The 23,445-nt window shown below is 70.5% G+C and carries 24 protein-coding genes; 10 read left to right on the forward strand and 14 right to left on the reverse strand.

Annotated features, from left to right (window positions below):
• The first annotated feature begins 39 nt into the window (after window positions 1-39).
• The gene (gene glnE, locus LY625_RS12335; RefSeq protein WP_233740606.1) at window positions 40-2,877 is read left to right on the forward strand and encodes a bifunctional [glutamate--ammonia ligase]-adenylyl-L-tyrosine phosphorylase/[glutamate--ammonia-ligase] adenylyltransferase; all 2,838 of its coding nucleotides are present in this window, start codon (window positions 40-42) and stop codon (window positions 2,875-2,877) included.
• On the opposite strand, the gene LY625_RS12340 is transcribed toward glnE, so the two are convergent.
• Window positions 2,816-3,763, reverse strand: a complete 948-nt coding sequence (locus LY625_RS12340) for a mitochondrial fission ELM1 family protein (RefSeq protein ID WP_233740607.1) — start codon at window positions 3,761-3,763, stop codon at window positions 2,816-2,818. The two genes, glnE and LY625_RS12340, sit on opposite strands and share 62 nt — an antisense overlap.
• Window positions 3,764-3,884: 121 nt before the next feature.
• Here LY625_RS12340 and LY625_RS12345 point away from each other — a divergent pair, with 121 nt between their 5' ends.
• The 6 genes from LY625_RS12345 to LY625_RS12370 all read left to right on the forward strand — a co-directional run bounded on the left by LY625_RS12345 (window position 3,885) and on the right by LY625_RS12370 (window position 8,580).
• Window positions 3,885-4,481 (forward strand): malonic semialdehyde reductase, encoded by a 597-nt coding sequence (locus LY625_RS12345; RefSeq protein ID WP_233740608.1) that lies wholly within the window; start codon window positions 3,885-3,887, stop codon window positions 4,479-4,481.
• Between the two features lie 51 nt (window positions 4,482-4,532).
• A complete protein-coding gene (locus tag LY625_RS12350; RefSeq protein WP_233740609.1) occupies window positions 4,533-5,120 on the forward strand; it encodes a YceI family protein in 588 nt (195 codons plus the stop codon).
• A gap of 9 nt (window positions 5,121-5,129) precedes the next feature.
• Entirely contained in the window at window positions 5,130-5,846 is a 717-nt protein-coding gene (locus LY625_RS12355) for a pirin family protein (RefSeq protein WP_233740610.1), read from the forward strand.
• Between the two features lie 69 nt (window positions 5,847-5,915).
• A complete protein-coding gene (locus tag LY625_RS12360) occupies window positions 5,916-6,113 on the forward strand; it encodes a zinc-finger domain-containing protein (RefSeq protein WP_233740611.1) in 198 nt (65 codons plus the stop codon).
• Between the two features lie 12 nt (window positions 6,114-6,125).
• Window positions 6,126-7,238, forward strand: coding sequence for a glycosyltransferase (locus tag LY625_RS12365; protein WP_233740612.1), 1,113 nt, complete (start codon window positions 6,126-6,128; stop codon window positions 7,236-7,238).
• Window positions 7,219-8,580: an O-antigen ligase family protein gene (locus LY625_RS12370; RefSeq protein WP_233740613.1), complete on the forward strand. Its 1,362-nt coding sequence runs from the start codon at window positions 7,219-7,221 to the stop codon at window positions 8,578-8,580. The genes LY625_RS12365 and LY625_RS12370 overlap by 20 nt, the downstream gene beginning before the upstream one ends.
• Here the strand turns inward: LY625_RS12370 and lpxL are convergent.
• Window positions 8,571-9,494: an LpxL/LpxP family Kdo(2)-lipid IV(A) lauroyl/palmitoleoyl acyltransferase gene (lpxL, locus tag LY625_RS12375; protein ID WP_233740614.1), complete on the reverse strand. Its 924-nt coding sequence runs from the start codon at window positions 9,492-9,494 to the stop codon at window positions 8,571-8,573. The genes LY625_RS12370 and lpxL overlap by 10 nt on opposite strands.
• Window positions 9,495-9,561: 67 nt before the next feature.
• Here lpxL and waaA point away from each other — a divergent pair, with 67 nt between their 5' ends.
• Complete coding sequence (gene waaA / locus LY625_RS12380; protein WP_233740615.1) at window positions 9,562-10,857, forward strand: lipid IV(A) 3-deoxy-D-manno-octulosonic acid transferase; 1,296 nt, start codon at window positions 9,562-9,564, stop codon at window positions 10,855-10,857.
• On the opposite strand, the gene LY625_RS12385 is transcribed toward waaA, so the two are convergent.
• From LY625_RS12385 to LY625_RS12395, 3 genes are all read right to left on the reverse strand, one after another.
• On the reverse strand, window positions 10,851-12,284 hold the full coding sequence (locus LY625_RS12385) for a TolC family outer membrane protein (protein WP_233740616.1): 1,434 nt from the start codon (window positions 12,282-12,284) through the stop codon (window positions 10,851-10,853). The two genes, waaA and LY625_RS12385, sit on opposite strands and share 7 nt — an antisense overlap.
• A 3-nt stretch (window positions 12,285-12,287) precedes the next feature.
• Window positions 12,288-12,944: a protein-L-isoaspartate O-methyltransferase gene (locus LY625_RS12390; RefSeq protein WP_233740617.1), complete on the reverse strand. Its 657-nt coding sequence runs from the start codon at window positions 12,942-12,944 to the stop codon at window positions 12,288-12,290.
• A 149-nt stretch (window positions 12,945-13,093) separates the two neighbouring features.
• The gene (locus LY625_RS12395; RefSeq protein WP_233740618.1) at window positions 13,094-13,789 is read right to left on the reverse strand and encodes a TetR/AcrR family transcriptional regulator; all 696 of its coding nucleotides are present in this window, start codon (window positions 13,787-13,789) and stop codon (window positions 13,094-13,096) included.
• A gap of 67 nt (window positions 13,790-13,856) precedes the next feature.
• Between LY625_RS12395 and LY625_RS12400 the strand changes: the two genes are divergently transcribed.
• On the forward strand, window positions 13,857-14,981 hold the full coding sequence (locus LY625_RS12400) for an efflux RND transporter periplasmic adaptor subunit (protein ID WP_233740619.1): 1,125 nt from the start codon (window positions 13,857-13,859) through the stop codon (window positions 14,979-14,981).
• 2 nt (window positions 14,982-14,983) lie between these two features.
• On the forward strand, window positions 14,984-18,151 hold the full coding sequence (locus LY625_RS12405; protein ID WP_233740620.1) for an efflux RND transporter permease subunit: 3,168 nt from the start codon (window positions 14,984-14,986) through the stop codon (window positions 18,149-18,151).
• A 63-nt stretch (window positions 18,152-18,214) separates the two neighbouring features.
• Here LY625_RS12405 and LY625_RS12410 read toward each other — a convergent pair whose 3' ends face one another.
• The 9 genes from LY625_RS12410 to LY625_RS12450 form a co-directional block, all read right to left on the reverse strand.
• Window positions 18,215-18,730 carry an RES family NAD+ phosphorylase gene (locus LY625_RS12410; RefSeq protein ID WP_233740621.1) on the reverse strand — a complete coding sequence of 172 codons (516 nt, stop codon included), beginning with the start codon at window positions 18,728-18,730 and terminating at the stop codon, window positions 18,215-18,217.
• Window positions 18,727-19,110 carry an antitoxin Xre/MbcA/ParS toxin-binding domain-containing protein gene (locus LY625_RS12415; protein ID WP_233740622.1) on the reverse strand — a complete coding sequence of 128 codons (384 nt, stop codon included), beginning with the start codon at window positions 19,108-19,110 and terminating at the stop codon, window positions 18,727-18,729. Before LY625_RS12415 ends, LY625_RS12410 begins: the two co-directional genes overlap by 4 nt.
• A 117-nt stretch (window positions 19,111-19,227) precedes the next feature.
• Entirely contained in the window at window positions 19,228-19,902 is a 675-nt protein-coding gene (locus LY625_RS12420; protein ID WP_233740623.1) for a hypothetical protein, read from the reverse strand.
• A gap of 48 nt (window positions 19,903-19,950) precedes the next feature.
• Window positions 19,951-20,886, reverse strand: coding sequence for a homoserine kinase (locus LY625_RS12425; protein WP_233740624.1), 936 nt, complete (start codon window positions 20,884-20,886; stop codon window positions 19,951-19,953).
• A complete protein-coding gene (locus LY625_RS12430) occupies window positions 20,883-21,134 on the reverse strand; it encodes a hypothetical protein (RefSeq protein ID WP_233740625.1) in 252 nt (83 codons plus the stop codon). The genes LY625_RS12425 and LY625_RS12430 overlap by 4 nt, the downstream gene beginning before the upstream one ends.
• A 72-nt stretch (window positions 21,135-21,206) precedes the next feature.
• On the reverse strand, window positions 21,207-21,536 hold the full coding sequence (locus LY625_RS12435) for a hypothetical protein (RefSeq protein ID WP_233740626.1): 330 nt from the start codon (window positions 21,534-21,536) through the stop codon (window positions 21,207-21,209).
• Window positions 21,537-21,614: 78 nt separating this feature from the next.
• On the reverse strand, window positions 21,615-21,851 hold the full coding sequence (locus LY625_RS12440) for a hypothetical protein (RefSeq protein ID WP_233740627.1): 237 nt from the start codon (window positions 21,849-21,851) through the stop codon (window positions 21,615-21,617).
• 190 nt (window positions 21,852-22,041) lie between these two features.
• Window positions 22,042-22,413 carry a hypothetical protein gene (locus LY625_RS12445; protein ID WP_233740628.1) on the reverse strand — a complete coding sequence of 124 codons (372 nt, stop codon included), beginning with the start codon at window positions 22,411-22,413 and terminating at the stop codon, window positions 22,042-22,044.
• Window positions 22,414-23,009: 596 nt separating this feature from the next.
• The gene (locus tag LY625_RS12450; RefSeq protein WP_233740629.1) at window positions 23,010-23,390 is read right to left on the reverse strand and encodes a DUF4383 domain-containing protein; all 381 of its coding nucleotides are present in this window, start codon (window positions 23,388-23,390) and stop codon (window positions 23,010-23,012) included.
• Window positions 23,391-23,445: the final 55 nt, after the last annotated feature.

A 23,445-nucleotide genomic window follows, 5' to 3' on the forward strand; every position in this document is an offset into this window, starting at 1 on the left:
GCCCGGCCTTGGCCGACCGCCGTGCGATGATCCGGGCCGATGAGCCTCGCGTCGCCCGAACCGTCCCTGGACCCGCTGGTTGAACGTGGTCTGGCTCGCCTGTCCGCCGCGAGCGGCGGGCCCGTGGACGATCCGCGCGTGCGCCGCGTGCTGGCCGCCAGCGATTTCGTGCTCGATACCCTGGTCCGGCAGCCCGGGCTGCTGCGGCAGTTGCTGGTCGATGATGGCGCGCGGCCCTTGCCGGTGCCGGTCCTCGGCCTGGACGGCGCCGACGGGTGGCCGGCGCTGCTGCGCCGCTATCGCAGCGCCGAATCGGCCCGGTTGGCCTGGCGCGACATCAATGGCCTGGATGGCATTGCCGACACCCTCGCCGGGAGCACCGCGCTGGCCGAGCAGTGCCTGCAGATTGCGCTGGCCGCCTGCGAGCACGACTTCGCCGGCCGCCATGGGGTGCTGCGCGCGACCGACGGCACGCCGCGGCGGCTGATCGTGTTCGCCCTGGGCAAGCTGGGCGGCGGGGAGCTCAACTTCAGCTCCGACGTCGACCTGGTCTACGGCTACGACTCCGACGGACTCGCCGCGGCCAGCGACGGGCCACGCCCGCTCGCGCCGGAGCCGTACTTCTCGCGGCTGGGCCAGCAGTTGGCGCGCCTGTTGGGCGAGCACACCGCCGAGGGTTTCTGCCACCGGGTCGACCTGCGCCTGCGCCCCTACGGCAGTGCCGGGCGCAGCGCCTGGTCGCTGGCGGCGATGGAGCTGTATTTCCAGCAGGAAGGCCGCGACTGGGAGCGCTACGCCTGGCAAAAGGCACGGCCGGTCGCCGGTGACACCGCCGCCGGCGAGGCCTTCCTCGCGGCCCTGCGGCCTTTCGTCTACCGCCGCTACCTGGACTTCGGCGCGCTGGAGGGACTGCGCGACATGAAGGCGGCGGTGAGCGCCGAGGTCGCCCGGCGTGACCTGGCGGATGACATCAAGCGCGGGCCGGGCGGGATCCGCGAGATCGAGTTCCTGGTCCAGGCGCTGCAGCTGATCCGCGGCGGCCGCGAACCGGCATTGCGCCGGCGTGGCCTGCTGCCGGCGTTGCAGGCACTGCTGCAGGCGCATCACATCGAACCGGAAGCCGCCGGGGTCCTTGGCGCTGCCTACCGCTTCCTGCGGCGGCTGGAGAACCGCCTGCAGATGCTGCGCGACGACCAGGTGCACGCATTGCCGGAGGACCCGCTCGACCGCCTGCGCATCGCCCGTGGCCTGGACTTTGCCGACTGGCGGGAACTGCTTGGCGCACTGGAGCACCACCGCGCGGCGGTATCCGCCGAATTCGACGCCCTGCTGGGCGGGCGCGGCCAGTCCAGGGCACCGGCGGCGCTGGCGGTGTACTGGCGCGCGCTGCCCGATGCGGGTGAGCCGGATGAGCTGGCGTCCGCCGGTTTCGACGAGCCGCGGGTGGCCGACGCGCTGCTGCGCGACTTCGCCCGCGGCCCGGGGGTGCGGGGCCTGTCGGATGCGAGCCGGGCGCGGCTGGACCGGATCCTGCCGGCGCTGCTGCAGGGCGCGGCGGACTCCGGCCAAGGCACGCTGGCCCTGCGCCGGCTGCTGGCGATGCTGCAGAACATCCTGCGCCGCAGCGCCTACCTGGCCTTGCTGGACGAGCAGCCCGACGCGCTGGAGCGGGTGCTCGATGTGGTTTCGCACAGCGCCCTGCTGGCCGAGCGGCTGGCCGCCCATCCGCTGCTGCTGGACGAGCTGCTCGACACCCGGGTGTCCGGGCCGATGCCGGGGCGCGGGGAAGTGCTGGATGCCTGCGCGCGCGCCGGTGCCGCGGCGGGCAACGATGTCGAAACCGTGCTCAATGCGCTCAACGAGGTCCGCCAGGCGCTGGGCTTCCGCATCGCCATGGCACTGCGCGACGGGCGCCAGGGTCCGGTGGAAAGCGCCCGGCAGCTGGCCTGGCTGGCCGACGGGGTCGTAGCGCGGGTGCTGGCATTGGCCTGGCGCGAGATGGCGACGGCACACGGCGCGGTGTCGCAGGCACGCTTCGCCGTGCTCGGCTACGGCAGCCTGGGGGCCGGCGAGCTCGGCTTCGGTTCCGACCTGGACCTGGTGTTTCTGTACGACGCGCCGGCCGGCGCTGCATCCGATGGCGCGCGGCCGCTGGAGGCGCAGCGCTGGTTCGCCCGGCTGGCACAGAAACTGGTGGCCCTGCTGGGCGCGACATCCGCGGCCGGCCACCTCTACGAGGTCGACGTGCGGCTGCGGCCGGATGGGGCCAAGGGCCTGCTGGTGTCCACGCTGGCCCGTTACCGCGATTACCAGCTCGCCCGCGCCTGGACCTGGGAGCACCAGGCGCTGGTGCGTGCCCGCTGCATCGCCGGCGATCCCTCGCTGTGCGCCGATTTCGAGCAGGTCCGGGCCGAGGTCCTGTCGCGCCCGCGCACACCGCAGAGCGTCGCCGCCGAGGTCGGGGCGATGCGCGAGCGCATGCGTGCCGAACTCGACCGCAGTGGCCGCGGCGACTCGCCCCCGGCCCGCTTCGACCTCAAGCACGGCCGCGGCGGGCTGGTGGACCTGGAATTCATGTTGCAGGCCCGGGTACTGGCCCATGCCGCGCGCCATGGCGCGCTGTTGCGGCCGCGCGACAGCACCGGGCTGATGGAGGCCTGCCTCGCGGCCGGGGTGCTCGATGCCCACACCGGAGCGGCCTTGCGCCAAGCACATGCCACCCTGTTGCGCCGCGCCCTGGAGTGCTCGCTGGACCGGAGGAGCCGGGTGCTAGTAGTGCCCGATGCCGCCTTGGTCGCGGCCCGTGCGGTCGTGCTCAGCGCCGCAGCCGTTGCTCCACCTCCGCCGCCACCCGCGCGGTCTCCCGCAATGGAGTGACCGGATAGCCATCCATCCGCTCGCCCAACAGCCGCGCACGGCCGCCGCCGAGCAGGCTGTCGATGAAGCGCCGCGGGCGCCCGCTCACCCGCTCGGCGCCGGCGATGTGGACCGGGACGGCGGTGGCGGCGGCTTCCGAGAGCATGTTCACCGAGTCACCGGTGCAGACGATGCGGTCGGCGTGGGCGAGCAGCCCGGGATAGGGGTTGCCGCCGTCCTGTGGGCCGGTCCAGACCAGGCTCTCGTAGCCTGCCAGGCGCTTTCGCAGTTCATTGGCGAAGCCCGCGGGGGTGCGCCGGGAAGTGCTCGCCAGCAGGCTCCCGCCCTCCAGCTTCAGCTGGCGCAGCAGCACGTCGAGGGTGGCGTGCAGGAAGCCCTCGTCCAGGCGTGCATGGCCACTGTTGCCGCCCAGCAGCAGGGTGGTGCGGGGCCGGGGCAGGGTGGCCAGCGCGGTGTAGTGTTCGCGCGCCTGCATCAGCCACGCCGCGTCCACCGGGTGCAGGCTGCCCAGCAGGCGGACCACGTTCGGCCCGTCCAGCCCGTCATGCTCCGGCGCCACCACCAGGTCCCAGTGCCGGGGGTCCAGGCGCGGGTCGAGGATCTGGACCACGCGTGAGCCCCGGATGCGCAGCAGGCGGGTGGCCAGGGCGGACTGGCGGCCGCAGCCGATCGCCAGGTCCGGAGGCGCGGACAGCGCATCGGCGAAGCCGTGGCCGAAGGCGCCGGCGGCACCGGGCAGTCGCCGCGGGGCGACCCAGCGCCACGGCGCCCGGGATTTCAGCGTCCAGTCGCGGATCGGACGCGAGAGCGCGGCGGCCAGCGCGTGCGCCTGGCGCACATTCCCCGCATTGCCATCAGTAATGGTCCAAACGGCGGAAGTCGGCATCTATTGTTCCATATGAGTGGTTAATACGTTCCGGGACACCCCCTTTGCGCCCGTCATTGCGACCCTACACTTGTCCACCTCGCCGCGGCACGACGCGGCCGCCAACCGGAGACCAGACCCGATGAACCCGCAAGACGCCCTGGGCGCCTCGTCCCTCGACCAGCTGTTCCGCACCGCCCGCACCCACAACGTACTGGGAGGGGAGATCGGCGAGCAGACCCTGCGGGACCTCTACGACCTGCTCAAGTGGGGCCCGACCAGCGCCAACATGGGGCCGGCGCGCTTCGTATTCGTGCGCTCGGCCGAGGCCAAGGCCCGGCTGGAGCCGGCGCTGAGCGAAGGCAACCGCGAAAAGACCATGAAGGCCCCGGTCACCGTGATCGTCGGCCACGACCTGGACTTCGCCGAAAAGCTCCCGTTCCTGTTCCCGCACACCGATGCCAAGTCCTGGTTCGCCGGCGCCGACGATGCCGCGCTGGACCGCATCGGCCTGCAGAACGCCGCGATGCAGGGCGCCTACCTGATCCTCGCGGCCCGCGCGCTGGGCCTGGACACCGGTCCCATGGTCGGTTTCGACCATGCCAGGGTCGATGCCGAGTTCTTTCCCGGTACCCGCATCCGCTCCAATCTGCTGGTCAACCTGGGCCAGGGCGATGCCGGCGCCCTGTTCCCGCGCTCGCCGCGACTGCCCTTTGACGAGGCCGCGCGGATCCTCTGACTGCGTGATCCCGGGTGCGCTTCGCTTACCCGGGAACCAAGGAGAAACACGATGTTCAAGCAACTCATCCTCGCCGCCGCGCTCGCCGGCGCCGCCGGCGCCGCCAACGCCGAGTCCATCACCTACACCATGGACCCGGCGCACACCGAGGTGGTCGCGCAGTGGAACCACTTCGGGTTCTCCAACCCGACCATCCACTTCGGCCAGGTCGAAGGCACCGTCACCTACGACCCGGACAACGTCGGGGCCTCCTCGGTGCAGGTGCGCATCCCGCTTTCGGGGATGGACTCGGGCGTGGAGGCGTTCAACGACCACCTGCGCACGGCGGACTTCTTCGACGCCGCGACGGACCCCGACGTCACCTTCAACAGCACCGCGGTCCAGGCCCTGGGCGCCAACCGCCTGCGGGTGACCGGCGAGCTGACGATGCACGGCATCACCCGGCCGGTCGAGATGGCGGTCACCGTCAACGGCGTCGGCAACCACGCCATGACCGGCCAGCCTGCGGCGGGCTTCGACGCGGAAGCCACCATCCTGCGCAGCGACTTCGGCCTGGACATGTATGCCCCGACCGTCAGCGACGAGGTGAAGCTGCGCATCACCACCGAGGCGACCGTCCCGGCGCCGGAAGGCGAGTAAGGCGGCCGCATGATCGTCCAGCGCCCCAGCGCTAGCCGCGGCCGTGGTCCCGCCGCGGCCGACTGGCTTGACAGCCGCCACAGTTTCTCCTTCGGCCAGTACTACGACCCGCACTGGATGGGTTTTGGCGCGCTGCGGGTGATCAACGAGGACCGGGTCGCGCCGGGCGCCGGATTCGCGCCGCACCGGCACGCCAACATGGAGATCCTCAGTTACGTGCTGGCCGGCCGGCTGGCCCATCGCGACAGCAGCGGGGCCGAGGGCGTGATCGGTCCCGGCGAACTGCAATGGATGAGCGCGGGGCACGGGGTGGAACACAGCGAGTACAACGCCTCGGCAACCGAAGCGGTGCACTTCCTGCAGGTCTGGATCCAGCCCGACCAGGTGAACGCGACGCCCGCCTATGCCCACCGGCCGGCCAGCGACGCCCCCGGCTGGCAGCTGCTGGCCTCGCCCGACGGCAGTGCCGGAAGCCTGGCGATCCGGCAGGACGCGCGACTGTACCGGCTGGCTACGGGTCCCGGGGAAGAGGCCGCCTTCGACCTCGATCCCGAGCAGCGCTACTGGCTGCACGTGGCCGCCGGGGAGATCGTCTCGGGCGGGGAGGTGCTGCGCACCGGTGATGCCGTCGGCCTGGTCGACGAGGAAGGCGCGCTGGCCCTGGCCGGCGGCCGCGGCGGTGGCGAGGTGCTGCTGTTCGAGCTGCCCGGCGCCAACGCACGCTAGGGGCGCGATACGACTTCGGCTGTTGCCCCTACAATGGCCGGGTTCGCATTCCACGGCCGAGTTCCCCACATGACCGCCACCCAGGATCCTTCCATCCAGGCCAACGCCGAGCGCAGCTACACCGTCAGCCGCGCCGACCTGCCGCTGAGCTGCCCGCTGCCCGAGATGGCGCTGTGGAACTCGCATCCGCGGGTGTACCTGCCCATCGAGGCGGACGGCGAGGCCGATTGCCCGTACTGCAGTGCGCATTTCGTCCTGAAGGACTGAGTCAGCGCGCCCGTGCGCCGGCTGAAGGTCCTGCAGCTGCTGCCGGCACTCGAATCCGGTGGGGTCGAGCGCTCCACCCTGGAGATCGCCGAGGCGCTGGTCCGGGCCGGCCATGACGCGCTGGTTGTGTCCGCCGGCGGGCGGCTGGTCCCGCGCCTTGAAGCATCCGGCGCCCGGCACTTCGAACTGGATACCGGTCGCAAGTCCCCGGCCGCCCTGTCCAGGGCGATCCCGCTGCGCGCGCTGATCAGGCGCGAGCGCCCGGACATCCTGCACCTGCGCTCGCGGCTGCCGGCCTGGGTCGCGTGGCTGGCGTTGCGCGGCATCGCGCCGCAGCAGCGCCCGCGGGTGGTGACCACCGTGCACGGGTTGAACTCGCCCTCGCGCTACAGCCGGGTGATGACGCGCGGGGAGCGGGTGATCTGTGTGTCCGGCACGGTCCGCGACTACGTGCTGCGGCATTACCCCGACACCGATCCCGCACGGCTGCGGGTCATCCCGCGCGGGATCGATCCCGGGGCCTTCCCGCGGGCCGGGGGCCTGGACCGCGCCGCGCGCGCCCGGGCGTCGCAGCAGCATCCGGCGCTGGCCGGCGAGGGTCCGCTATTGCTGCTGCCGGGGCGCGGCACCCGCCTGAAGGGCCACGCCGACGCGCTGGAGTTGCTGGCTGCCTTGCGCGCCGGCGGCCCGGATGCCCGCCTGTGGCTGCCCGGCAGCCGCCAGGCGGGACGCGAGGCTTACCTGGCGGAACTCGAGGATCGGGCGGCGGCGCTGGGGCTGTCGGACGTGGTCGCCTTCAGCGAGGCCACCGATGCGATCGCGCGTGCCTATGCCGCCAGCGACCTGGTGCTGCAGCTCTCGCGCAAGCCCGAGGCCTTCGGCCGCACCGTGCTGGAGGCGCTGTCGGTTGGCCGCCCGGTGCTGGGCTGGGACCATGGCGGGACCGGCGAGCTGCTGCGCGAGCTCCAGCCCGCCGGCGCGGTGGCCGCCTTCGATGCGCCCGCGCTTGCCGCCACCGCGCGGGAGCTGATCGACCGCCCACCGGTTCCACCGGCTACGATCCCCTACACCCTGGAAGCGATGCAGAGCGCCACGCTCGCCGTCTATGCCGAACTCGCACACTGATTCCGCCCCCACGCTCCACCACGCTCCGGCGCATGACCAGGCGCCGGTCGAAGGCTGGCGCTGGGCCCCGGCCTGGATCCTCGCCCACGTGGCGCTGTGGCCGGCGCCCGGTTACGCCGAGGGCGTGCTGGTGCTGGGCGCGCTGCTGGCGGTCTACCGGCTGGTCGCCTCGCGCTTCCGCGGCGGCATCGCGCTGCTCAGCCACCAGGCCTGGGCGCTGACCAGCGTGTTGTTCTTCGCCTACTGGCTGCCCGAACTGGCCTCCGCGTTCGACTCGGTCGACCCGGGACGGGCCCTGCGCGAGGCCGCGGTCGACCTGCGCTACCTGCCGTTCCTGTGGCTGGTTGCCTCGGCGGTGGCGAACCGGCGTGGCCGGCGGATCACCTTCGGCGGGCTGGCGATCATCGTCGCGGCCTGGACCCTCGATGCGCTGGCGCAGGCCATGACCGGCACCAGCCCGCTGTTCTTCGGCATCGACTCGATCAAGCAGGTGATCAGTGGACGCGGCATGTGTTCCGCCCAGGAGGTGACCACGGTTGACCGCCTCAGCGGCATCCTCGGTCCCTGCAACCTGAAGCTGGGCATCGTACTCGCCAGCCTGTCGCCGTTCGCGCTGTTCTGGACCGGCCGGCGGCTCGGTACCGCCGGTTGGCTGGTGACGGCGGCGGCCATCGGCGTGGTGGTGCTGCTGGCCGGCTCCCGCGCCTCCTGGCTGACCTACGCGCTGGTGCTGGCGGTTTCCGGCTGGCGCCTGCTGGGCTGGCGCCGGCTGCTGGCGGTACTCGGTGTCGGCGTGCTGCTGCTGGGCACGTTGACCGTGGTCTCGCCGGACGTGCGCGAACGGGTGGTGCGCACCACCCAGCTGGTGCAGGGCGGCGAGGACGGGGTGGACGAGGCGCTGTCGGGGCGGGCACGGATCTGGGGCGCCGCGGCCTGCATGGCCCGCGAGCATCCGTTCAACGGGATCGGTGCGCGCGGCTTCCGCGAGGCCTTTCCGGGCTGCGACCCGGTGCCCGGGGAAGCGCCCGCCTGGGGCGAGGGGCCGGCCTTCCATGCCCACCAGATCGTGCTGGAGATCCTGAGCGAAACCGGCTTCTTCGGCCTGCTGTTGTGGCTGGCGGGCGCGGCGCTGGCGTGGCGTGCCTGGAGCTTCGCCGACGCCGCCGCACGCGAGCGCGCGCGCCCTGCGATGTGGGCGCTGGCGGTGACGGTGTTCCCGCTCAACACCCACCTGGCGTTCTATTCGACCTTCTGGGGTGGGCTGACCCTGCTGCTGGCGGCGCTGTATGCCGGCAGCCTGCTCTCGCGCGAACCGGCGCCGGATGCCGCCCCTCAGCGGTAGGGGACGTCGAGGCCTTCCGGCCGCCGCTTGAAGCGGCGATGGATCCACAGGTACTGGGTGGGCGCGCGGCGGACCATCTCCTCGATCGCCTGGTTGACCCGGGCGGTGTCGGCGACCGCGTCTTCGGAGGGGAAGTCCGGCAGTGGCTCGCCCAGTCGCAGCACGTAGTCGGCGCCCTCGCGGCGGTGGAAGAACGGCACCACCGCGCAGCCGGTCATCCGGGCGAACTGGTGGGTGGCGGTGATGGTCGCCGCGGGCACGCCGAAGAACGGCACGAACACCGTTTCCTTGCCGCGCATGTCCTGGTCGGGCGCGTACCACAGCATCCCGCCCTTCTTGAGGTGGCGCATGGCCGGGCGCAACTCGTGGTTGCCGAACATCGCCGCCGCGTAGCGCAGCCGCCCGCGCTTGACCGCCCATTCCATCACCGCGCCGCGGTGGCGCCGGTACATGCCGGCCAGCGGCAGGTGGTCGCACATCAGCCGGCCGCACATTTCCAGGGTCATGAAGTGCCCGGATACCAGCAGCACCCCGCGGCCACTGGCGCGGATCGCCTCCACCGCCTCCAGGCCCTCGATGCGGACGCTGCGGCGCATCGGCCCGGCATCGCCCCACCAGGCGCGGGCGAACTCGAACAGGCCGATGCCCAGGTCGCGGAAGGCGCCGCGCAGCAAGGCCTCGCGCTCGGCTTCCGGCATCTGCGGGAAGCACAACGCCAGGTTGGTGCGCGCCGCGCGCCGGCGGTCGCCGGCGACCGCGAAGGCGAGCCGGCCCAGCAGCGCACCCAGCGTCCGCTGCACGCCCCACGGCAGCCGCGCCGCACAGATCGCAAGGCCCAGTACCAGCCAGTGCGGCCAATGGCGCGGCCCGCTCGGCGCAGGCCCGGGGGAGGTGGGGGAGTCGGTTTCGGCCATCGCCGGCCATTCTAGGCGTCGACGCCGCAAGGAGGATGAGCGGCGGCGCTGAAGTATCCTGCCCGCCATGCGGAACGACCCCATCGAGCGCCTGCTGCGCGGCCTGTATTCGGCAGTGTTGTACCTGCTGGTGCCGGTAACCGTGTACCACCTGATCTGGCGCGGCTTCCGCCAGCAGGCCTACCTGCACCGCTGGAGCGAGCGCTACGGCCGTTACCACCAGCGCCCCGGGCCGCGGGTGCTGTGGTTGCACGCGGTGTCGGTGGGCGAGGTCAATGCCGCGGTTCCGGTGATCAACGCGCTGCGCCGCGGGCGCCCCGACCTGCGGCTGCTGGTGACCACCATCACCCCGACCGGCTCGGAGCGGGTACGGGCGCTGTGGGGCCATGACATCGAACACGTCTACCTGCCCTACGACCTGCCCGGTGCGGTCGGCCGCTTCCTCGATCATTACCGGCCGCACGCCGCGCTGATCATGGAGACCGAGTTGTGGCCGAACCTGCTGTTCGGTTGCCGCGACCGCGGACTGCCGGTGTTCATCCTCAACGCGCGGCTGTCGGAGCGTTCGCTGCGCGGCTACCGGGTGCTCGCCCCGCTGGTTGGGCGGGCACTGCGCACCGTGCGTACCGTCGCCGCGCAGTCGCTGGGCGATGCGGTGCGCTTCGTGCGCCTGGGCGCGCGGAGCGAGCAGGTGGTCGAGGTGGGCAACCTGAAGTACGACGTGGCGGTGCCGGAGGGCCTGGAAGCGTTCGCCGCCGAGTGCCGGCGGCATGCCGGGGCCCGCCCGGTCTGGATCGCCGCCAGTACCCACGAGGAGGAGGAGGCGGCGGTGCTGGCCATCCACCGCCGGCTGCGTGCGCGGTTCCCTGGCCTGCTGTTGCTGTGGGCGCCGCGGCACCCGGAGCGCTTCAGCACGGTGGCCAGCCAGGCACGCGCGGCAGGCTGGCCGGTCTCGACCCGCTCACGCGGGCGCTGGCCGTCCCGCGACGATGCGGTGTTCGTGGTCGATACCCTGGGTGAGCTGGTGCAGTTCTATGCCGCGGCCGACGTGGCCTTCGTCGGGGGCAGCCTGCAGCCGGTCGGCGGCCACAACCTGCTGGAGCCGGCCGCCACCGGAACGCCCATCGTTACCGGGCCGCATCTGCACAATTTCAGCGAGATATCGCGGCGCATGCTCGACAGCGGCGCGCTGCGCATCGGCGCCGACCAGGACGGCGTCGGGGCCGAGCTGGCCGCGTTGCTGAGCGATGACGAGGCCCGCGGCGGCATGGTCGATGCCGGCCGCGAGCTGGTCGAGAGTGGCCGCGGTGCGCTGGCGCAGACGCTGGTGCTGCTGCGCCCGGTCCTGCCCCCGGGTCAGTAGGGCAGGGTGCCCTGGACGCGGGACTCGGCGTCGGCGGTCAGCAGGCGGTTGATGTCCTGCAGGTCGCCCGCGTCGAGGGTGCCGGCGGCCTGCTCGAGCAACAGCCGCTGCTGCAGGTGGTTGTAGCGCGCCTGCGCGTAGGCCTGCTGGGCCTGGAACAGGTTCTGCTGGTTGTTCAGCACGTCCAGCACGGTGCGGGTGCCGACTTCCAGCCCGACCTGCGAGGCGTCGTAGGCGGCCTGCGCCGAGACCAGCGCCAGTCGCCGCGCCTCGACCTCGCTCACGCCGGCAACCAGGGTCTGGTAGGCGTTGCGGGTGTTGCGCTCGAGCTGCCGGCGTTCCTGCACCAGCTGGTCGCCGGCGATGTCGCGGCGGGCGATGGCCTGGCGCACCCGCGAGCGGGTCGCCCCGCCGTTGAAGATCGGCACCTGCAGGGTCAGGTTGACGCTGGGGCCCCGGCTCTCGGAGCCGATCGGGTTGGTCGCGTCGATCGGCAGGCCGTCGGCGCTGAAGGTCTGGGTGCCCCAGGTGGTCGACTCGGAGTAGCCGCCGCCCAGGTACAGGGTCGGCCAGTACCCCGAGCGGGCGGTCTCGACGTTGGCCTCGGCGGCCTGCACGTTGAATCCGGCGGCCTGCAGCGAGGGGTTGTTGTCCACCGCGGTGGCCACCCATTCGTCGGCCCCGCCGGTTACCGGCAGCTTCGGCTGGAAATCGTCCGGCAGGCCGCGGAGGTTGCGCACCTCGACCCCGGTGATCTCCGCCAGCGCCTGGTAGGCGTCGGCCACCGCGTTGCGGGCCAGGATGGTGTTGGCGCGGGCGGCATCGTACTGCGCGCGGGCCTCGTGCACGTCGGTGATCGGAGCCAGGCCGACGTCCAGGCGCCGGGAGGCGAAGTCGAACTGCTTCTGCAGCGCGGCCTCGGCGGCCTCGGCGGCGGCCAGGGTCTCCAGCTGCACCAGCACGTTGAAGTAGGCGCCGGAGGTGCGGGTGATCAGGTTCTGCCCGGCCGCCTCCAGGTCGAAGTCACTGGCGCGGCTGAGCGCGCGCTCGCTGCGCAGGGCAGTGAAGCGCGAGCGGTCGAAAACCATCTGGTTGACATCCACCCCGTAGCTGCGGGTGGTGCTTTCGCGATCGGTGTTGCCGGTGTAGGTGACCGGTTCGCCGGTGACCGGGTCGAACTGGGTGGTGCTGGCCGGCCCCTTGCTCTCGCTGCGGCTCAGCCGCGCGCTGCCCGACAGCTGCGGCAGCATCGCCGCGCGCGCCTGCACCGCGCCCTCGCGGGTGGCCAGCCGGCTGGACTCGGCGATCGACAGCTGCGGGTCGCCGGCACGGGCGAGCTCAAAGGTGTCCATCAGGTCGGTGGCCCCGGCCTGCAGTGGCAGCAGGGCGGCGAGGGCGGAGGCAAGTGCAAGCGGGCGCAGGGTCATCGACTAGAGCTCGAAGGCGGGTACCGGCTCGGCGCCGGCGAGATAGGGGACATGGGTCTCGAACAACGATTCGATGCGCGGGGCGTTGACCTGCTGGTGGACCAGCACCGCCTCCATGGCCGGGGCGTGGCCGCGCACGATGAACATGCGGCCGTTCGGCTTCAGCCATTCCAGGAACGTCGCCGGGATGTCGGTCACCGCGCCGGTGACGCAGATGGCGTCGAACTGGCGGCCGGGCTCGAAGCCGAACGCATCGGCGTGCTGCACGCGCACGTTGGCGCGCCCCTGGCGCACCAGGCGGGCCTGTGCGGCCTCGGCCAGGTCGGCGTGGCGCTCGATGCTCAGCACCTCGCGGGCCATCCGTGACAGGCAGTCGGTCAGGTAGCCGCTGCCGGTGCCGATCTCCAGCACGTCCTCCTCCGGGCCGACCTGCAGCGCCTCGAGCGCCCGGCCCTGGACCACCGGTTTCATGATCACTTCGCCATGGGCCAGCGGCAGGGTGACGTCGGCATAGGCCAGCTCGCGCTGCGCCTGCGGCACGTAGTCCTCGCGCGGCACGCTTCCCAGCACCTCCAGTACGCGCGGATCGAGCACGTTCCAGGGGCGGATCTGCTGTTCGACCATCAAGTCGCGTGCCTGGGTGAAATCGAAGGTGTTCATGTGACGGCTCTCGGGGGTTCGCGTGCAACCGCCTATTCTACCGGCCCGCGGGCGGTGAAGGCTGGCGCGACGGGCCAAAGCATCGCCGCAGCGGGCGGGCGCATTCAGTGCCATTAGTCACCACGACCCGGGTCATGGCCGCGGCCGGTTCAGTTTGCCGGCGGATCCGCCGCCCAGGCGCGCAGGAAGGTCGCGACCGCGGCCGCGATGTGGGTTTGGGGGTTCACCGGCGCCGGGTCACAGCCCAGCACCAGCCGCACCTGCGCGGGGCCGGTGAGCAGGGCGATGAACTGGCTGGCCGCGGTGGCGATGGTCTGGGCATCGGCGGGGTCCAGGCGCAACTCCCCGCGCGCGCTGCGGCGGGCCAGCAGAGCTTCCAGGTCGGCCTGCAGCCGCGCCGGGCCGGCATCCCAGTACAGCCGCGCTTCCTGCGAGCCGGCCATCCCGGGGGCGCCGAGCACGCGGCTGGCGGCGATCGCCTCCGGACTCGTGCACAAGGCATGCACCGCGCGGGCCACCGAGTGCAGCCGCTGGGCCAGCGGGGTTTCCGGCGCACGGGCAAACAGCGCGTCCGGGAGCATCCGCTCGCAGTGGGCCTGCACGGCGGCCACGAACAGGCCCTGCTTGTTGCCGAAGTGGCTGTAGACGGTGAGCTTGGACACCCCGGCCGCGGCGGCCACGGCTTCCATGCTGGTGCCCTCGTAGCCGTTGTCCACGAACAGGACGGTACCCGCCTGCAGGATCGCGGCGCGCTTGGCCAGGTCCTTCGGGCGGCCCGGGCCGCGTGCCGCGGGCGACGGGGCGGTGTCCTCGGGCGAGGCGGCGGGCACGGGTTCATCACGCATGGGCAATACCATACCACCGGGTTCTGTATTAGAGTCCGCGCAATCCCGCGCCGGCCGGAGCGCCACCATGCGTGCTGCTGTCCCCTCCCGTGTGTTGCTGCACCGCTGTGCCATCGCGCTGCTGGCCTGCGTACTGGTTTCCGGCTGCGGCGGCAGGGAGGAGGCGCCCGAGGCCCCACGCACCGTGCTGGTCACCCGGGTCGGGGCCCACGCCGGCACCGGGACCTCCCTGGCCGGCGAGATCCGGGCCCGCCACGAGACCCAGCTGGGCTTCCAGGTCGCCGGCAGGATGGTCGAGCGCCAGGCCGAGGTCGGCGACCGCGTCGAGCGCGGCGAGCTGCTGGCACGGCTCGAGCCCGACGACCTGCAGGCCCGCGAGCGCGCCGCGCGCGCCCAGCTCGCGGCCGCCGAGGCCGAGCTCGGGCGCGCCCGGGCCGACCAGGCGCGGTTTCGCGTGCTTGCCGAGGACCAACTGGTCAGCCGGTCCACGCTCGATACCCAGAACGCCGCCGCCACCGCCGCCCAGGGCCAGGTCGATGCCGCCCGCGCCGAGCTCGAGCTGGCGCGCAACCAGGCCGGCCATACCCGGCTGCTGTCGCCGGCCGATGGCGTGATCGCCGCCCTGCATGCCGAGACCGGCCAGGTGCTCGGGGCCGGGCAGCCGGTATTCACGCTGGCGACCGACGGTGACCGCGAGGTCGTGTTCGCCGTGGCCGAGGGGCAGGTCGGCCATATCCGCCCGGGCGACCCGGTGCAGGTCGAGCCGTGGACCGGCGAGGGCGGGCGGTTGAATGCCAGCGTCCGCGAAGTGGCGCCCGCCGCGGACCCCACCACCCGCACCTACCAGGTGCGTGCGACGATCGACGCTCCGCCCGGCGCCCTGGAGCTGGGGCAGAGCGCCCGCGTGTTCCTGCCCGATGGCGGGGCGGACACGCTGTCGGTGCCGCTGGCGGCGCTTCAGCCCAACCCGGAGGGCGGCAAGGCCGTGTTCGTGCTGGCCGCGGATTCCACCGTGGCGTTGCGACCGGTGCAGGCCGGCGCCTACGCCGCCGATGGAGTCGCGGTGATGGAGGGACTGCGGGCGGGTGAGTGGGTGGTCGCCGCCGGTGGCCACCTGCTGCGCGAGGGCATGGCGGTACGGCCGGTGGACGCCGAAGGCCGCAGCGTGGCCCCCGGCGACGGGACCCCCTGAGCATGCGCTTCAACCTCTCCGCCTGGGCCCTGCGCCACCGCAGCCTGGTGGTCTACGCAATGCTGGTGGCGGCCATTGCCGGTGCCTTTTCCTATCGCAACCTGGGCCGCAGCGAGGACCCGGAGTTCACCTTCAAGGTGATGGTGATCCACACCCTGTGGCCCGGCGCCGACGCGCAGCAGGTCGCCCGGCAGGTCACCGAGCCGATCGAGCGCAGGATCATGGAGACCGGCGACTACGAGTTCGTCCGCTCCTACTCGCGCGCCGGCGAGTCGCAGGTGATCTTCGCCGCCCGCGACGCCATGCGTTCGGGCGAGATCCCGGAGCTGAATTACCAGATCCGCAAGAAGGTCGGCGACCTGCGCCCGCAGCTGCCGCGCGACATCGTCGGGCCGTTCTTCAACGACGAGTTCGGCGATACCTGGGGCAACCTGTACGCGCTCACCGGCGAGGGCTTCGAGCACGCCCTGCTGCACGACTGGGCCAAGCGCCTGCAGCTGCAGATCGAGCGCGTGCCCGACGTGGGCAAGGTGGCGCTGTTCGGGGTGCAGGACGAGCGCATCTGGATCGAGCTGGACAACACCCGGCTGGCGACGCTGGGCATCTCCCCGGCGCAGGTGCAGCAGCAGCTCGAGGAACAGAACGCGATGATGCCGGCCGGCTACTTCGAGCTGGCCGACAGCCGCGTGCCGGTGCGGGTGAGCGGGCAGTTCGAGACCGTCGGGCAGGTGCGCGCGCTGCCGATCCGGGCCGGCGAACGCACCCTGTCCCTGGGCGACATCGCCACCGTCAGCCGCGGCTACGCCGACCCGCGCGACCCGGGCATGCGCTTCATGGGCGAGGACGGCATCGGCATCGGCGTGGCGATGCGCAAGGGCGGCGACATCATCACCCTGGGGCGGACGCTGGAGCGCGAGGTCGCGGACCTGCAGGCCGCGCTGCCGGCGGGCATGGAACTGCGCAAGGTCTCCGACCAGCCGGCCGCGGTGCGGGTGTCGATCGGCGAGTTCGTGCGCGTGCTGGCCGAGGCGGTGGCCATCGTGCTGCTGGTCAGCTTCCTCTCGCTGGGCTGGCGCACCGGGCTGGTGGTGGCGCTGTCGATCCCGCTGGTGCTGGCGCTGACCTTCGTGGCGATGGAGGTGTTCGGGGTCAGCCTGCACAAGGTCTCGCTGGGCGCGCTGGTGCTCGCGCTGGGGCTGCTGGTGGACGACGCGATCATTGCCATCGAGATGATGGCCATCAAGCTCGAGCAGGGCTTCGAGCGTGCCCGCGCGGCGGCCTTCGCCTGGGACTCGACCGCCTTCCCGATGCTCACCGGCACCCTGATCACCGCCGCCGGCCTGCTGCCGATCGCCACCGCCGCCTCCAGCGTGGGCGAGTACACCCGCTCGCTGTTCCAGGTGGTGACCTTCGCCCTGCTGCTGTCGTGGATCGCCGCGGTGGTGTTCATCCCGTACCTGGGCGACAAGTTGCTGCCGGACCCGCGCAAGGCAAACGCGGCCCCGCGACCCGGCTCGCTGGCGGCGCGCTGGCGGGCTTGGCGCGAGCGCTGGGCCGACCGCAATCCGGCCTTGGCCAACCTCGTCGGACCGCGCGAGCAGCCGGTCGATGGCCACCCGCACGACCCCTACGACACCGGCTTCTACCGGCGCTTCCGCGGCCTGGTGGCCTGGAGCGTGCGCCGGCGCGGGCTGGTGATCGTGCTGACCGTGGCCGCCTTCGCCGCCTCGGTGCTGCTGTTCCGTTTCATCCCGCAGCAGTTCTTCCCCGAGTCGGTGCGGCCGGAGCTGATGATCGACATGGAGCTGGCCGAGGGCAGCTCGTTGCGCGCCACCCGCGAGCAGGCACTGCGGCTGGAGGAGATGCTGGCCACCCGCGACGACCTGGACAACTACACCGCCTGGGTCGGCACCGGCGCGCCACGCTTCTACCTGCCGCTGGACCAGCAGCTGCCGGCCGCCAACTTCGCCCAATTCGTGCTGCTCGCGAAGGACACGGAGTCGCGCGAGGACATCCGCGAGTGGCTGCTGGAGGAAGTCGCCCCCCGGTTCCCGCAGCTGCAACTGCGCGTGACGCGCCTGGAGATGGGCCCGCCGGTGGGCTACCCGGTGCAGTTCCGGATCTCCGGCGAGCACATCGACCAGGTGCGCCAGATCGCCTACCGGGTGCGCGAGCAGGTGCGTGCCAACCCGCACGTGGCCAACGTCAACCTGGACTGGGACGAGCCGTCCAAGGTGATCCGGCTGGAGCTCGACCAGGCCCGCGTGCGCGCGCTGGGAGTCAGCTCCACCCAGCTGGCGCAGACCCTGCAGGCGACCCTGACCGGCGCCGAGGTCGGCGTGTTCCGCGACGACGAGCGGCTGGTCTCGATCATGCTGCGCGGCGGCGAGCGCGAACGGCAGTCGCCCGAGCAACTGGCCAGCCTGATGATCCAGACCCCCGGCGGCCCGGTGCCGCTGGCCCAGCTGGCGGAGATCGAACACGGCTTCGAGGACGGCATCATCTGGCACCGCGACCGGGTGCCGACCATGACCGTGCGCGCCGACGTCAGCGGCGCGCTGCTGCCGGCCGAGGTGACCGCGCAGATCGACCCGACCCTGGACGCCATCCGTGCCGACCTGCCGCCGGGCTACGAGGTGGAAATCGGTGGCTCGGTGGAAGACTCCGCCCGCGCCCAGGGCTCGATCGCCGCCGGCGTGCCGATGTTCCTGCTGGTGGTGTTCACCCTGCTGATGATCCAGCTGCGCAGCTTCTCGCGCAGCTTCATGGTGCTGCTGACCGCGCCGCTTGGCCTGATCGGCGTGGTCGTGTTCCTGCTGGTGTTCCGGGTGCCGTTCGGCTTCGTGGCGATGCTGGGCACCATCGCCCTGGCGGGCATGATCATGCGCAACTCGGTGATCCTGGTGGACCAGATCGAGCAGGACCGCAGCGAGGGCGCCGAGCCGTGGCAGGCGATCGTCGAGGCCACCGTGCGCCGCTTCCGCCCGATCGTGCTGACCGCCCTGACCGCGATCCTGGCTATGGTCCCGCTGTCACGCAGCGATTTCTTCGGCCCCATGGCTACCGCGATCATGGGCGGCCTGCTGTTCGCGACGGTGCTGACGCTGGTGTTCGTGCCGGCGCTGTATGCGGCGTGGTTCCGGGTGCGGTTGCCGGACGACCGCCGCTGACGCATGACCCCAGGGTAGGGCGCAATAGCCAAAGGCGTATTGCGCCGGAGCCAACAGCCCACGTCATCGCCAGGACTTCTGGGACTTGGGCAATTGCCCTTCCGGATCATGCACCTGGAGTTCGTCGCCATCGGTGAGGCGCTCCGGATAAAGCACCAGGTTCGTACCACCGGGACGCTTGACGGACGGGAACAACAGCCCCCGAGCACCCGCGCCCTCCAGCAGGTCCGCCATGGCCCATGTCGGCGGCTCGATGCCCTCAATGAACCACAGCCGCTTCCACTCGCAATCCCACTCTCGCCACAGCGGATCCCAATCGCGGTTGTAGCCTTCGCGCAGGTCTGCGACCTGCTCGACCCGGATGCGAAAGCACGCGAGTACGCCCGGGCTGAAGAGGGGTTCGGCCTGCGAGAACTCGGCAACTGCCGTTTCCGGTTCCAGTGACAGGTAGAGCGCTCGCGTACGCGGTCGGTTGAATCGGCCGCCTTCGCGGGCCGCGCCCGCGCCACTGAGGGGCTGGAACGACCAGCGTGGCGTCAACATCCGGTAGGCCAACAGGTCGACCGGTGCCACGATCATCCAGTTGCGCCCGCCGACAGATTGCGGACGTAGCGACGGATTGCTTCGGCCTTGCCTTCGCGTACGAACGACTCGGCGGTCCCGCCGCCAAGCTCAGTGAGGGGCGTATTGCGGTACCAGTAGATGGCCCGATCGGAATCCCCGCCATTGAGTTCCAGGATCATCCCGACGACACCCAACGCCTCGCGCATGTAAGCCTGTGCGCGCTCGGTACCTGGTGAGCGCTGCAGGGTGCTGCGGTGTACCTGGGCAAGGTCTGCCAGGGACTGCAGCGAGATGTGCATCCGCTCGGCGAACAAGGCAGGGGAGATGTAGGGGGTTCCTTCTTCGCGCAGCTCGTCGGCGAAGTGCGCGGCATCAATGTTCAGTACGGCGTTCATGCTGCCTCCGGCGTGCATTTACGTCGCAATTGTGGCGCAAAAAAGTCACCGGTGAGTGAACGCCGTCGCGATTGGCCTGTCCGGCCCATGTGGACCGTGGCGGGCAGCATTTTTCCTTTACTCGTGACCCCAAGGCGCCGGCGGCGCGTCGATCGGGTTGGCGAGATCGAAGCGCACCCGGAACAGGCGATCCTGGTCGGTGCGGCCCAGCTCGTAGGTGTAGTGCACGTCCGGCTCGACCTCGATCGCCCAGACGTTGGTGTTGGACACGTCCATGCCCTCGCGGGTGAACATCTCCTGCGAGAACGCATCGACCGGGAACTCCTGCCGGTTGGCCGTGCCCTCGCTGGCGCTGTCGCCGCCGTACAGGGTCACCGGGTCGTCGCTGCCGTCTTCCAGGCGGTGGTCGTGCTTCAGGCGCAGGCCTTCGTCGGTGCGGGTCACGATCCAGGTGCGCGAGCGGTCCTCGCCGACGTGGAACGGGATCCTGATCTCCCCGTCGCTGCACTCGCGCACGTGCACCACCAGCGCCTGGCCGGCGAAGGCGTTGTTGCCCTGCGAATCGGGGCGGTCGGTTTCGACCTTGCCGGCGTAAGCGTTGCCGCACAACGCGGTGAGGTTGTCGAAGAAAGCATCCTGGGCGGTGGCGGCTGGTGCTTCGGCGGTCGAAGCGTCCGGCGTCGTGCCGGCGGTGGTGGGTGCCGGAGCGGGCGAGCACGCCGCGAGCGCCAGGGCGAGCGGACCGGCGAGCAGGGCGCCGGATGCGGGACGGAAGCTCAGTGGGCTGTTCATCCGTCCGAAGCTAGCCGTTCACGCGAACTTGCGCCAGCCGCCCAAAGCTCACTCGATCGACAGCAGCTCGGCCCGCGGTCCGTTGACCTGCCCCACCCAGCCCTCACTCTCCAGCCCGGCCACGGCGAACGCCCCGCGCATGGCCACCAGCGCCCGCGTAGCCGCCTCCCGCGTGGCGAACCAGCCGAACACGCTGGGGCCCGCACCGGACAGGCTCGCGCCCAGCGCCCCGTGGTCCAGGGCCGCGACCTTGACCTGCGCGAAGCCCGGTACCAGAGCCGCCCGGCGTGGCTCGACCAGCACGTCGCGCAGGCCCGCCGCGACCAGCTCCAGGTCGCCGCGCGCCAGTCCGGTCAGGAACAGCGCCAGGTGCGTGCCGTGCCGGACCACGTCGGCCAGCGGATACGGCTCGGTCAGCACCGCACGGGCGCTGCGGGTCTCGAGCACGAAGTGCGGGTGTACGACCGCACTCCAGATCTCCGGGGCCTGCAGTCGCAGCAAGCGTCCGGGCGTGGCCAGCGCAACGCCGCCGACCAGCATCGGGCCGACGTTGTCACCCTGGACGCTGTCGGTGGCCACCGCCTCGCCGGCGAGCGCGTGCGGGTAGAGCGCCTCGCGCGGCAGCGGGCTGTCGAGGAGGGCATTGCCAGCCACGCCCGCCGCCACTGCCGACGCGGCGGAACCGCCCAGACCAGAGCCCAGCGGAATGCCCTTGTGCAGCTCGATCTCGAAACCGTGGCTGGCGCCGGTCGCCTGCAGCAACGACTGCAGCGTCCGCCCGGCGGTATTGCGGGCCGGTTCCATTGGGAGCGTTTGCGCGCCGTGCGCGTCGCCGTGAATGGCGAGCAGGCGCACTCCAGGCCGGTCAACCCGTCGGACTACCGCCCGATCCCCGGGACCGTCGAACGTGTGCCCCAGCAGGTCGAAGCCAACCCCGATGTTGCCAACGCCGGCAGGGCAGAATGCTTCGGCCTTCACACTCATCGGTCGCCACCCCAACGCCAGCGCGGCCGTTCGCCCTTGATCGCGCAGATCACCAGCAGAACCGCCGTGGCGATCCCGATGCCCACAAAGAAGCGGACTGGCGAGACCTCGGGGTTGCTCCAGATGCTGATTCCGATGAGTGCGCCCACATAGGCCGCCAGAACGACCCACCCCTGCCATGCGCAGGGGAGGCCCCATCCCCAACCGTAGGTCCTGGCCGGAAACCAGTACTGCTTGTCATCTCCCATCAGGCTGCCCGGCAAGCAGGGTCGAGCGGAATGGGCCACGGCGGCAGGGTGTCGGGAACAGGAGCGATTCCATCATTTGCACCGGGCCAATCCCCGCAGAGTAGCTATAAGCCGGCCGTCACTTACCTTGCTCGTCGGCGATGGGTCCTGCTCAAGCTCAAAGGCACCGTCACACTCCTTTGCGGCCGCTTGCTCCAGCAGGTCGGTAAGCCCGAGAGATACGGATCCCGACGACGAGGCGAGCCGTTCCGACCTGGCCGTCACGACGATCTCGATCGCCCCATCAGCCTGCCGCTTGGCTTCATAACTGTCAGCGGATGAGCCGGATGAAAGTACGGGGCTCGATGCACAAGAAGCAGCCAGGGCCAGAGAGGCGATGGCTGCAATCTTCAACGGATTCAATTGATGGCTCCTCCTGGAGTGATGAACGGTGCAACGCTTAGGTTAAGTCGGGCTGCGAAGCGGCTTCGGCTTGAATCGTTAGGCCGCTGCAGCACGATGCGCCGACATTGACCCGCGACGCCAACCAAGGAGGCGGGCCGGCAGAAAGAGAATGGCCTGCAAGAGCGCGAATAACGCAGAGAACGTGATGCCCACCAAGCGGAATGGCAAGGCGAGCAGCCAAACAACTGGCCAGAGAACCAAAGCCAGTAGAGCAAGAGGCCAGCAAAGAACAAAGAGGATGCACCACACAGCCAAGGCAACTAGTGTCTTCATGTCGGGTCTCCTTGTTATCTGGACGGACGGGATGGGATACGTTGCAACGCACTGAGGCCATTGGCAACCATCGTGCGACCAACCCGCCAAAAAAACTGACGAAGCTGTGAATGGGGTGACGAAAGACCGCATGGCGGCCTGACACTTGAGTTAAGCCGCGCCACGAAATGGCGTCGGCTTGGGCGAATTGTTAGGCGCTTGAGCCATGATCTTGCGCCAATAGCTTTTCCAGCACCGGCCGAGTGTACGCCGCCTCGGGATCTAGCTCGGCTGGGTCCGAGGAACTTTTCCATTCGCCAGCGTCGAACGCTAGATAGATTTCGTTACAGGGCTCCGGCAGATACGCCGTGCCGGCCTTGAAAGAATAGGGCCATAGCCAGTTCATATCGGTATCCGCAACTTCAAAGGTGAGCTCGCCGGCCATGTAGTTCCTGGCGATAAGTACTGCTAGTTCGTTGCACGTGCGCTCGACAGACCAGCCGCGTGCGGCCCGTTCCTCTTCGAGAGCTGGCTCGCGCAGCGTGCCCGGTACTTCTAGTAGCGAGAGCAGAGAATGTTTCAACAAGCGTCTAACACCTAAGTTAAGCCGAACCACGTAGTGGAGCCAAACACATGGCAAGCTGTACCTGCCATGTGTTTGGTGGAACGAAGCGGTTTCGGCTTGAACGCATTGTTAGGCCTCGTTCCGTGGGACCAACTCCGGCCAGCCGTCAGCTCGCCCGGCCCTGAGGACAAATTGCGCTTGCTCGCGTGGGAAGCAGCGACCGGACAGCGCAGAAAAGTCGCCCTGATCCCGCGGGTGTTCGACCGAGCGCGCGACGTGCTGCCCGCGAGCGAATAGAAGCAGGGAGATGCCGTCGCTCTCTTGAATCGACGAGCGCGACTGAACAGGCCAGCCAAAACCTAGTGCTTCTTTGGCGGTTTGGTCATTGGAGTACGGACCAAGTACACAGACCCGGTCCCACTCCCCAGCCTCTGCGTAGCGCAAATCGATCACCGTGCTGGTGTGAACTTGCTCTCCGATGGCTTCGGAAACCCTGTCCGAGCCGCATCCGGCGAGAGCCAGGGAACAAGCAATGAGGAGGCCGAGTTGTCTCATAAGGGGCCTAACACCGGAGTTAAGCCGCGCCGCGAAGCGGCGTCGGCTTGGACGAATTGTTAGACCCTAGCCCGTACGCCAGCGCCCCGAGCCGCGAGAGCTAACAGGAGCGCGACCGCGCCAACGCCAAGGTTGAGGTAGGCAACCGCCGCGTTAACGTTGAGCAGCAAGATGATGATTTCGCGGATGCCGGGAACGAACCACAGGGCTCCGACGGTGAGCAACAGGATGCCAAGAAACAGGCAGAATTGTCGTGCGCCCGACCTGAGGCCGGTCCAGATACCCGCGGCGCCAAGCGCGATGTGGATCACGGCGTGCAGCATGTTGGTGCTCAGTACACCGAACACCACGGGGCTCGATAACCCCAAGAAGCCCTCAACCAGCAAGAAGGCGCCGATCACAGCGGCAAACGCTCTGCAGAGTCCGATCGAACCGTTCATGGGGCTGCCTTTGGCTGTTGGGAGCAACAAACGTAACAGGTGCTGCACCTAGGGG

This window comes from Lysobacter sp. GX 14042 (genome assembly GCF_021390425.1).
In the GTDB taxonomy this organism is placed as follows: domain Bacteria; phylum Pseudomonadota; class Gammaproteobacteria; order Xanthomonadales; family Xanthomonadaceae; genus Novilysobacter.

What these genes read in the sequence shown, in the direction of transcription:
- LY625_RS12400 (WP_233740619.1), top strand. Translation starts at nt 13,857, where the DNA reads ATGCGTGCTGCTGTCCCCTCCCGTGTGTTGCTGCACCGCTGTGCCATC.
- LY625_RS12410 (WP_233740621.1), bottom strand. Translation starts at nt 18,730, where the DNA reads ATGATCGTGGCACCGGTCGACCTGTTGGCCTACCGGATGTTGACGCCA.
- LY625_RS12345 (WP_233740608.1), top strand. Translation starts at nt 3,885, where the DNA reads ATGAACCCGCAAGACGCCCTGGGCGCCTCGTCCCTCGACCAGCTGTTC.
- LY625_RS12340 (WP_233740607.1), bottom strand. Translation starts at nt 3,763, where the DNA reads ATGCCGACTTCCGCCGTTTGGACCATTACTGATGGCAATGCGGGGAAT.
- LY625_RS12420 (WP_233740623.1), bottom strand. Translation starts at nt 19,902, where the DNA reads ATGAACAGCCCACTGAGCTTCCGTCCCGCATCCGGCGCCCTGCTCGCC.
- LY625_RS12425 (WP_233740624.1), bottom strand. Translation starts at nt 20,886, where the DNA reads ATGAGTGTGAAGGCCGAAGCATTCTGCCCTGCCGGCGTTGGCAACATC.
- waaA (WP_233740615.1), top strand. Translation starts at nt 9,562, where the DNA reads ATGCGGAACGACCCCATCGAGCGCCTGCTGCGCGGCCTGTATTCGGCA.
- LY625_RS12350 (WP_233740609.1), top strand. Translation starts at nt 4,533, where the DNA reads ATGTTCAAGCAACTCATCCTCGCCGCCGCGCTCGCCGGCGCCGCCGGC.
- LY625_RS12355 (WP_233740610.1), top strand. Translation starts at nt 5,130, where the DNA reads ATGATCGTCCAGCGCCCCAGCGCTAGCCGCGGCCGTGGTCCCGCCGCG.
- LY625_RS12440 (WP_233740627.1), bottom strand. Translation starts at nt 21,851, where the DNA reads ATGAAGACACTAGTTGCCTTGGCTGTGTGGTGCATCCTCTTTGTTCTT.
- lpxL (WP_233740614.1), bottom strand. Translation starts at nt 9,494, where the DNA reads ATGGCCGAAACCGACTCCCCCACCTCCCCCGGGCCTGCGCCGAGCGGG.
- LY625_RS12360 (WP_233740611.1), top strand. Translation starts at nt 5,916, where the DNA reads ATGACCGCCACCCAGGATCCTTCCATCCAGGCCAACGCCGAGCGCAGC.
- LY625_RS12395 (WP_233740618.1), bottom strand. Translation starts at nt 13,789, where the DNA reads ATGCGTGATGAACCCGTGCCCGCCGCCTCGCCCGAGGACACCGCCCCG.
- LY625_RS12450 (WP_233740629.1), bottom strand. Translation starts at nt 23,390, where the DNA reads ATGAACGGTTCGATCGGACTCTGCAGAGCGTTTGCCGCTGTGATCGGC.
- LY625_RS12390 (WP_233740617.1), bottom strand. Translation starts at nt 12,944, where the DNA reads ATGAACACCTTCGATTTCACCCAGGCACGCGACTTGATGGTCGAACAG.
- LY625_RS12385 (WP_233740616.1), bottom strand. Translation starts at nt 12,284, where the DNA reads ATGACCCTGCGCCCGCTTGCACTTGCCTCCGCCCTCGCCGCCCTGCTG.
- LY625_RS12370 (WP_233740613.1), top strand. Translation starts at nt 7,219, where the DNA reads ATGCCGAACTCGCACACTGATTCCGCCCCCACGCTCCACCACGCTCCG.
- LY625_RS12430 (WP_233740625.1), bottom strand. Translation starts at nt 21,134, where the DNA reads ATGGGAGATGACAAGCAGTACTGGTTTCCGGCCAGGACCTACGGTTGG.
- LY625_RS12405 (WP_233740620.1), top strand. Translation starts at nt 14,984, where the DNA reads ATGCGCTTCAACCTCTCCGCCTGGGCCCTGCGCCACCGCAGCCTGGTG.
- glnE (WP_233740606.1), top strand. Translation starts at nt 40, where the DNA reads ATGAGCCTCGCGTCGCCCGAACCGTCCCTGGACCCGCTGGTTGAACGT.
- LY625_RS12415 (WP_233740622.1), bottom strand. Translation starts at nt 19,110, where the DNA reads ATGAACGCCGTACTGAACATTGATGCCGCGCACTTCGCCGACGAGCTG.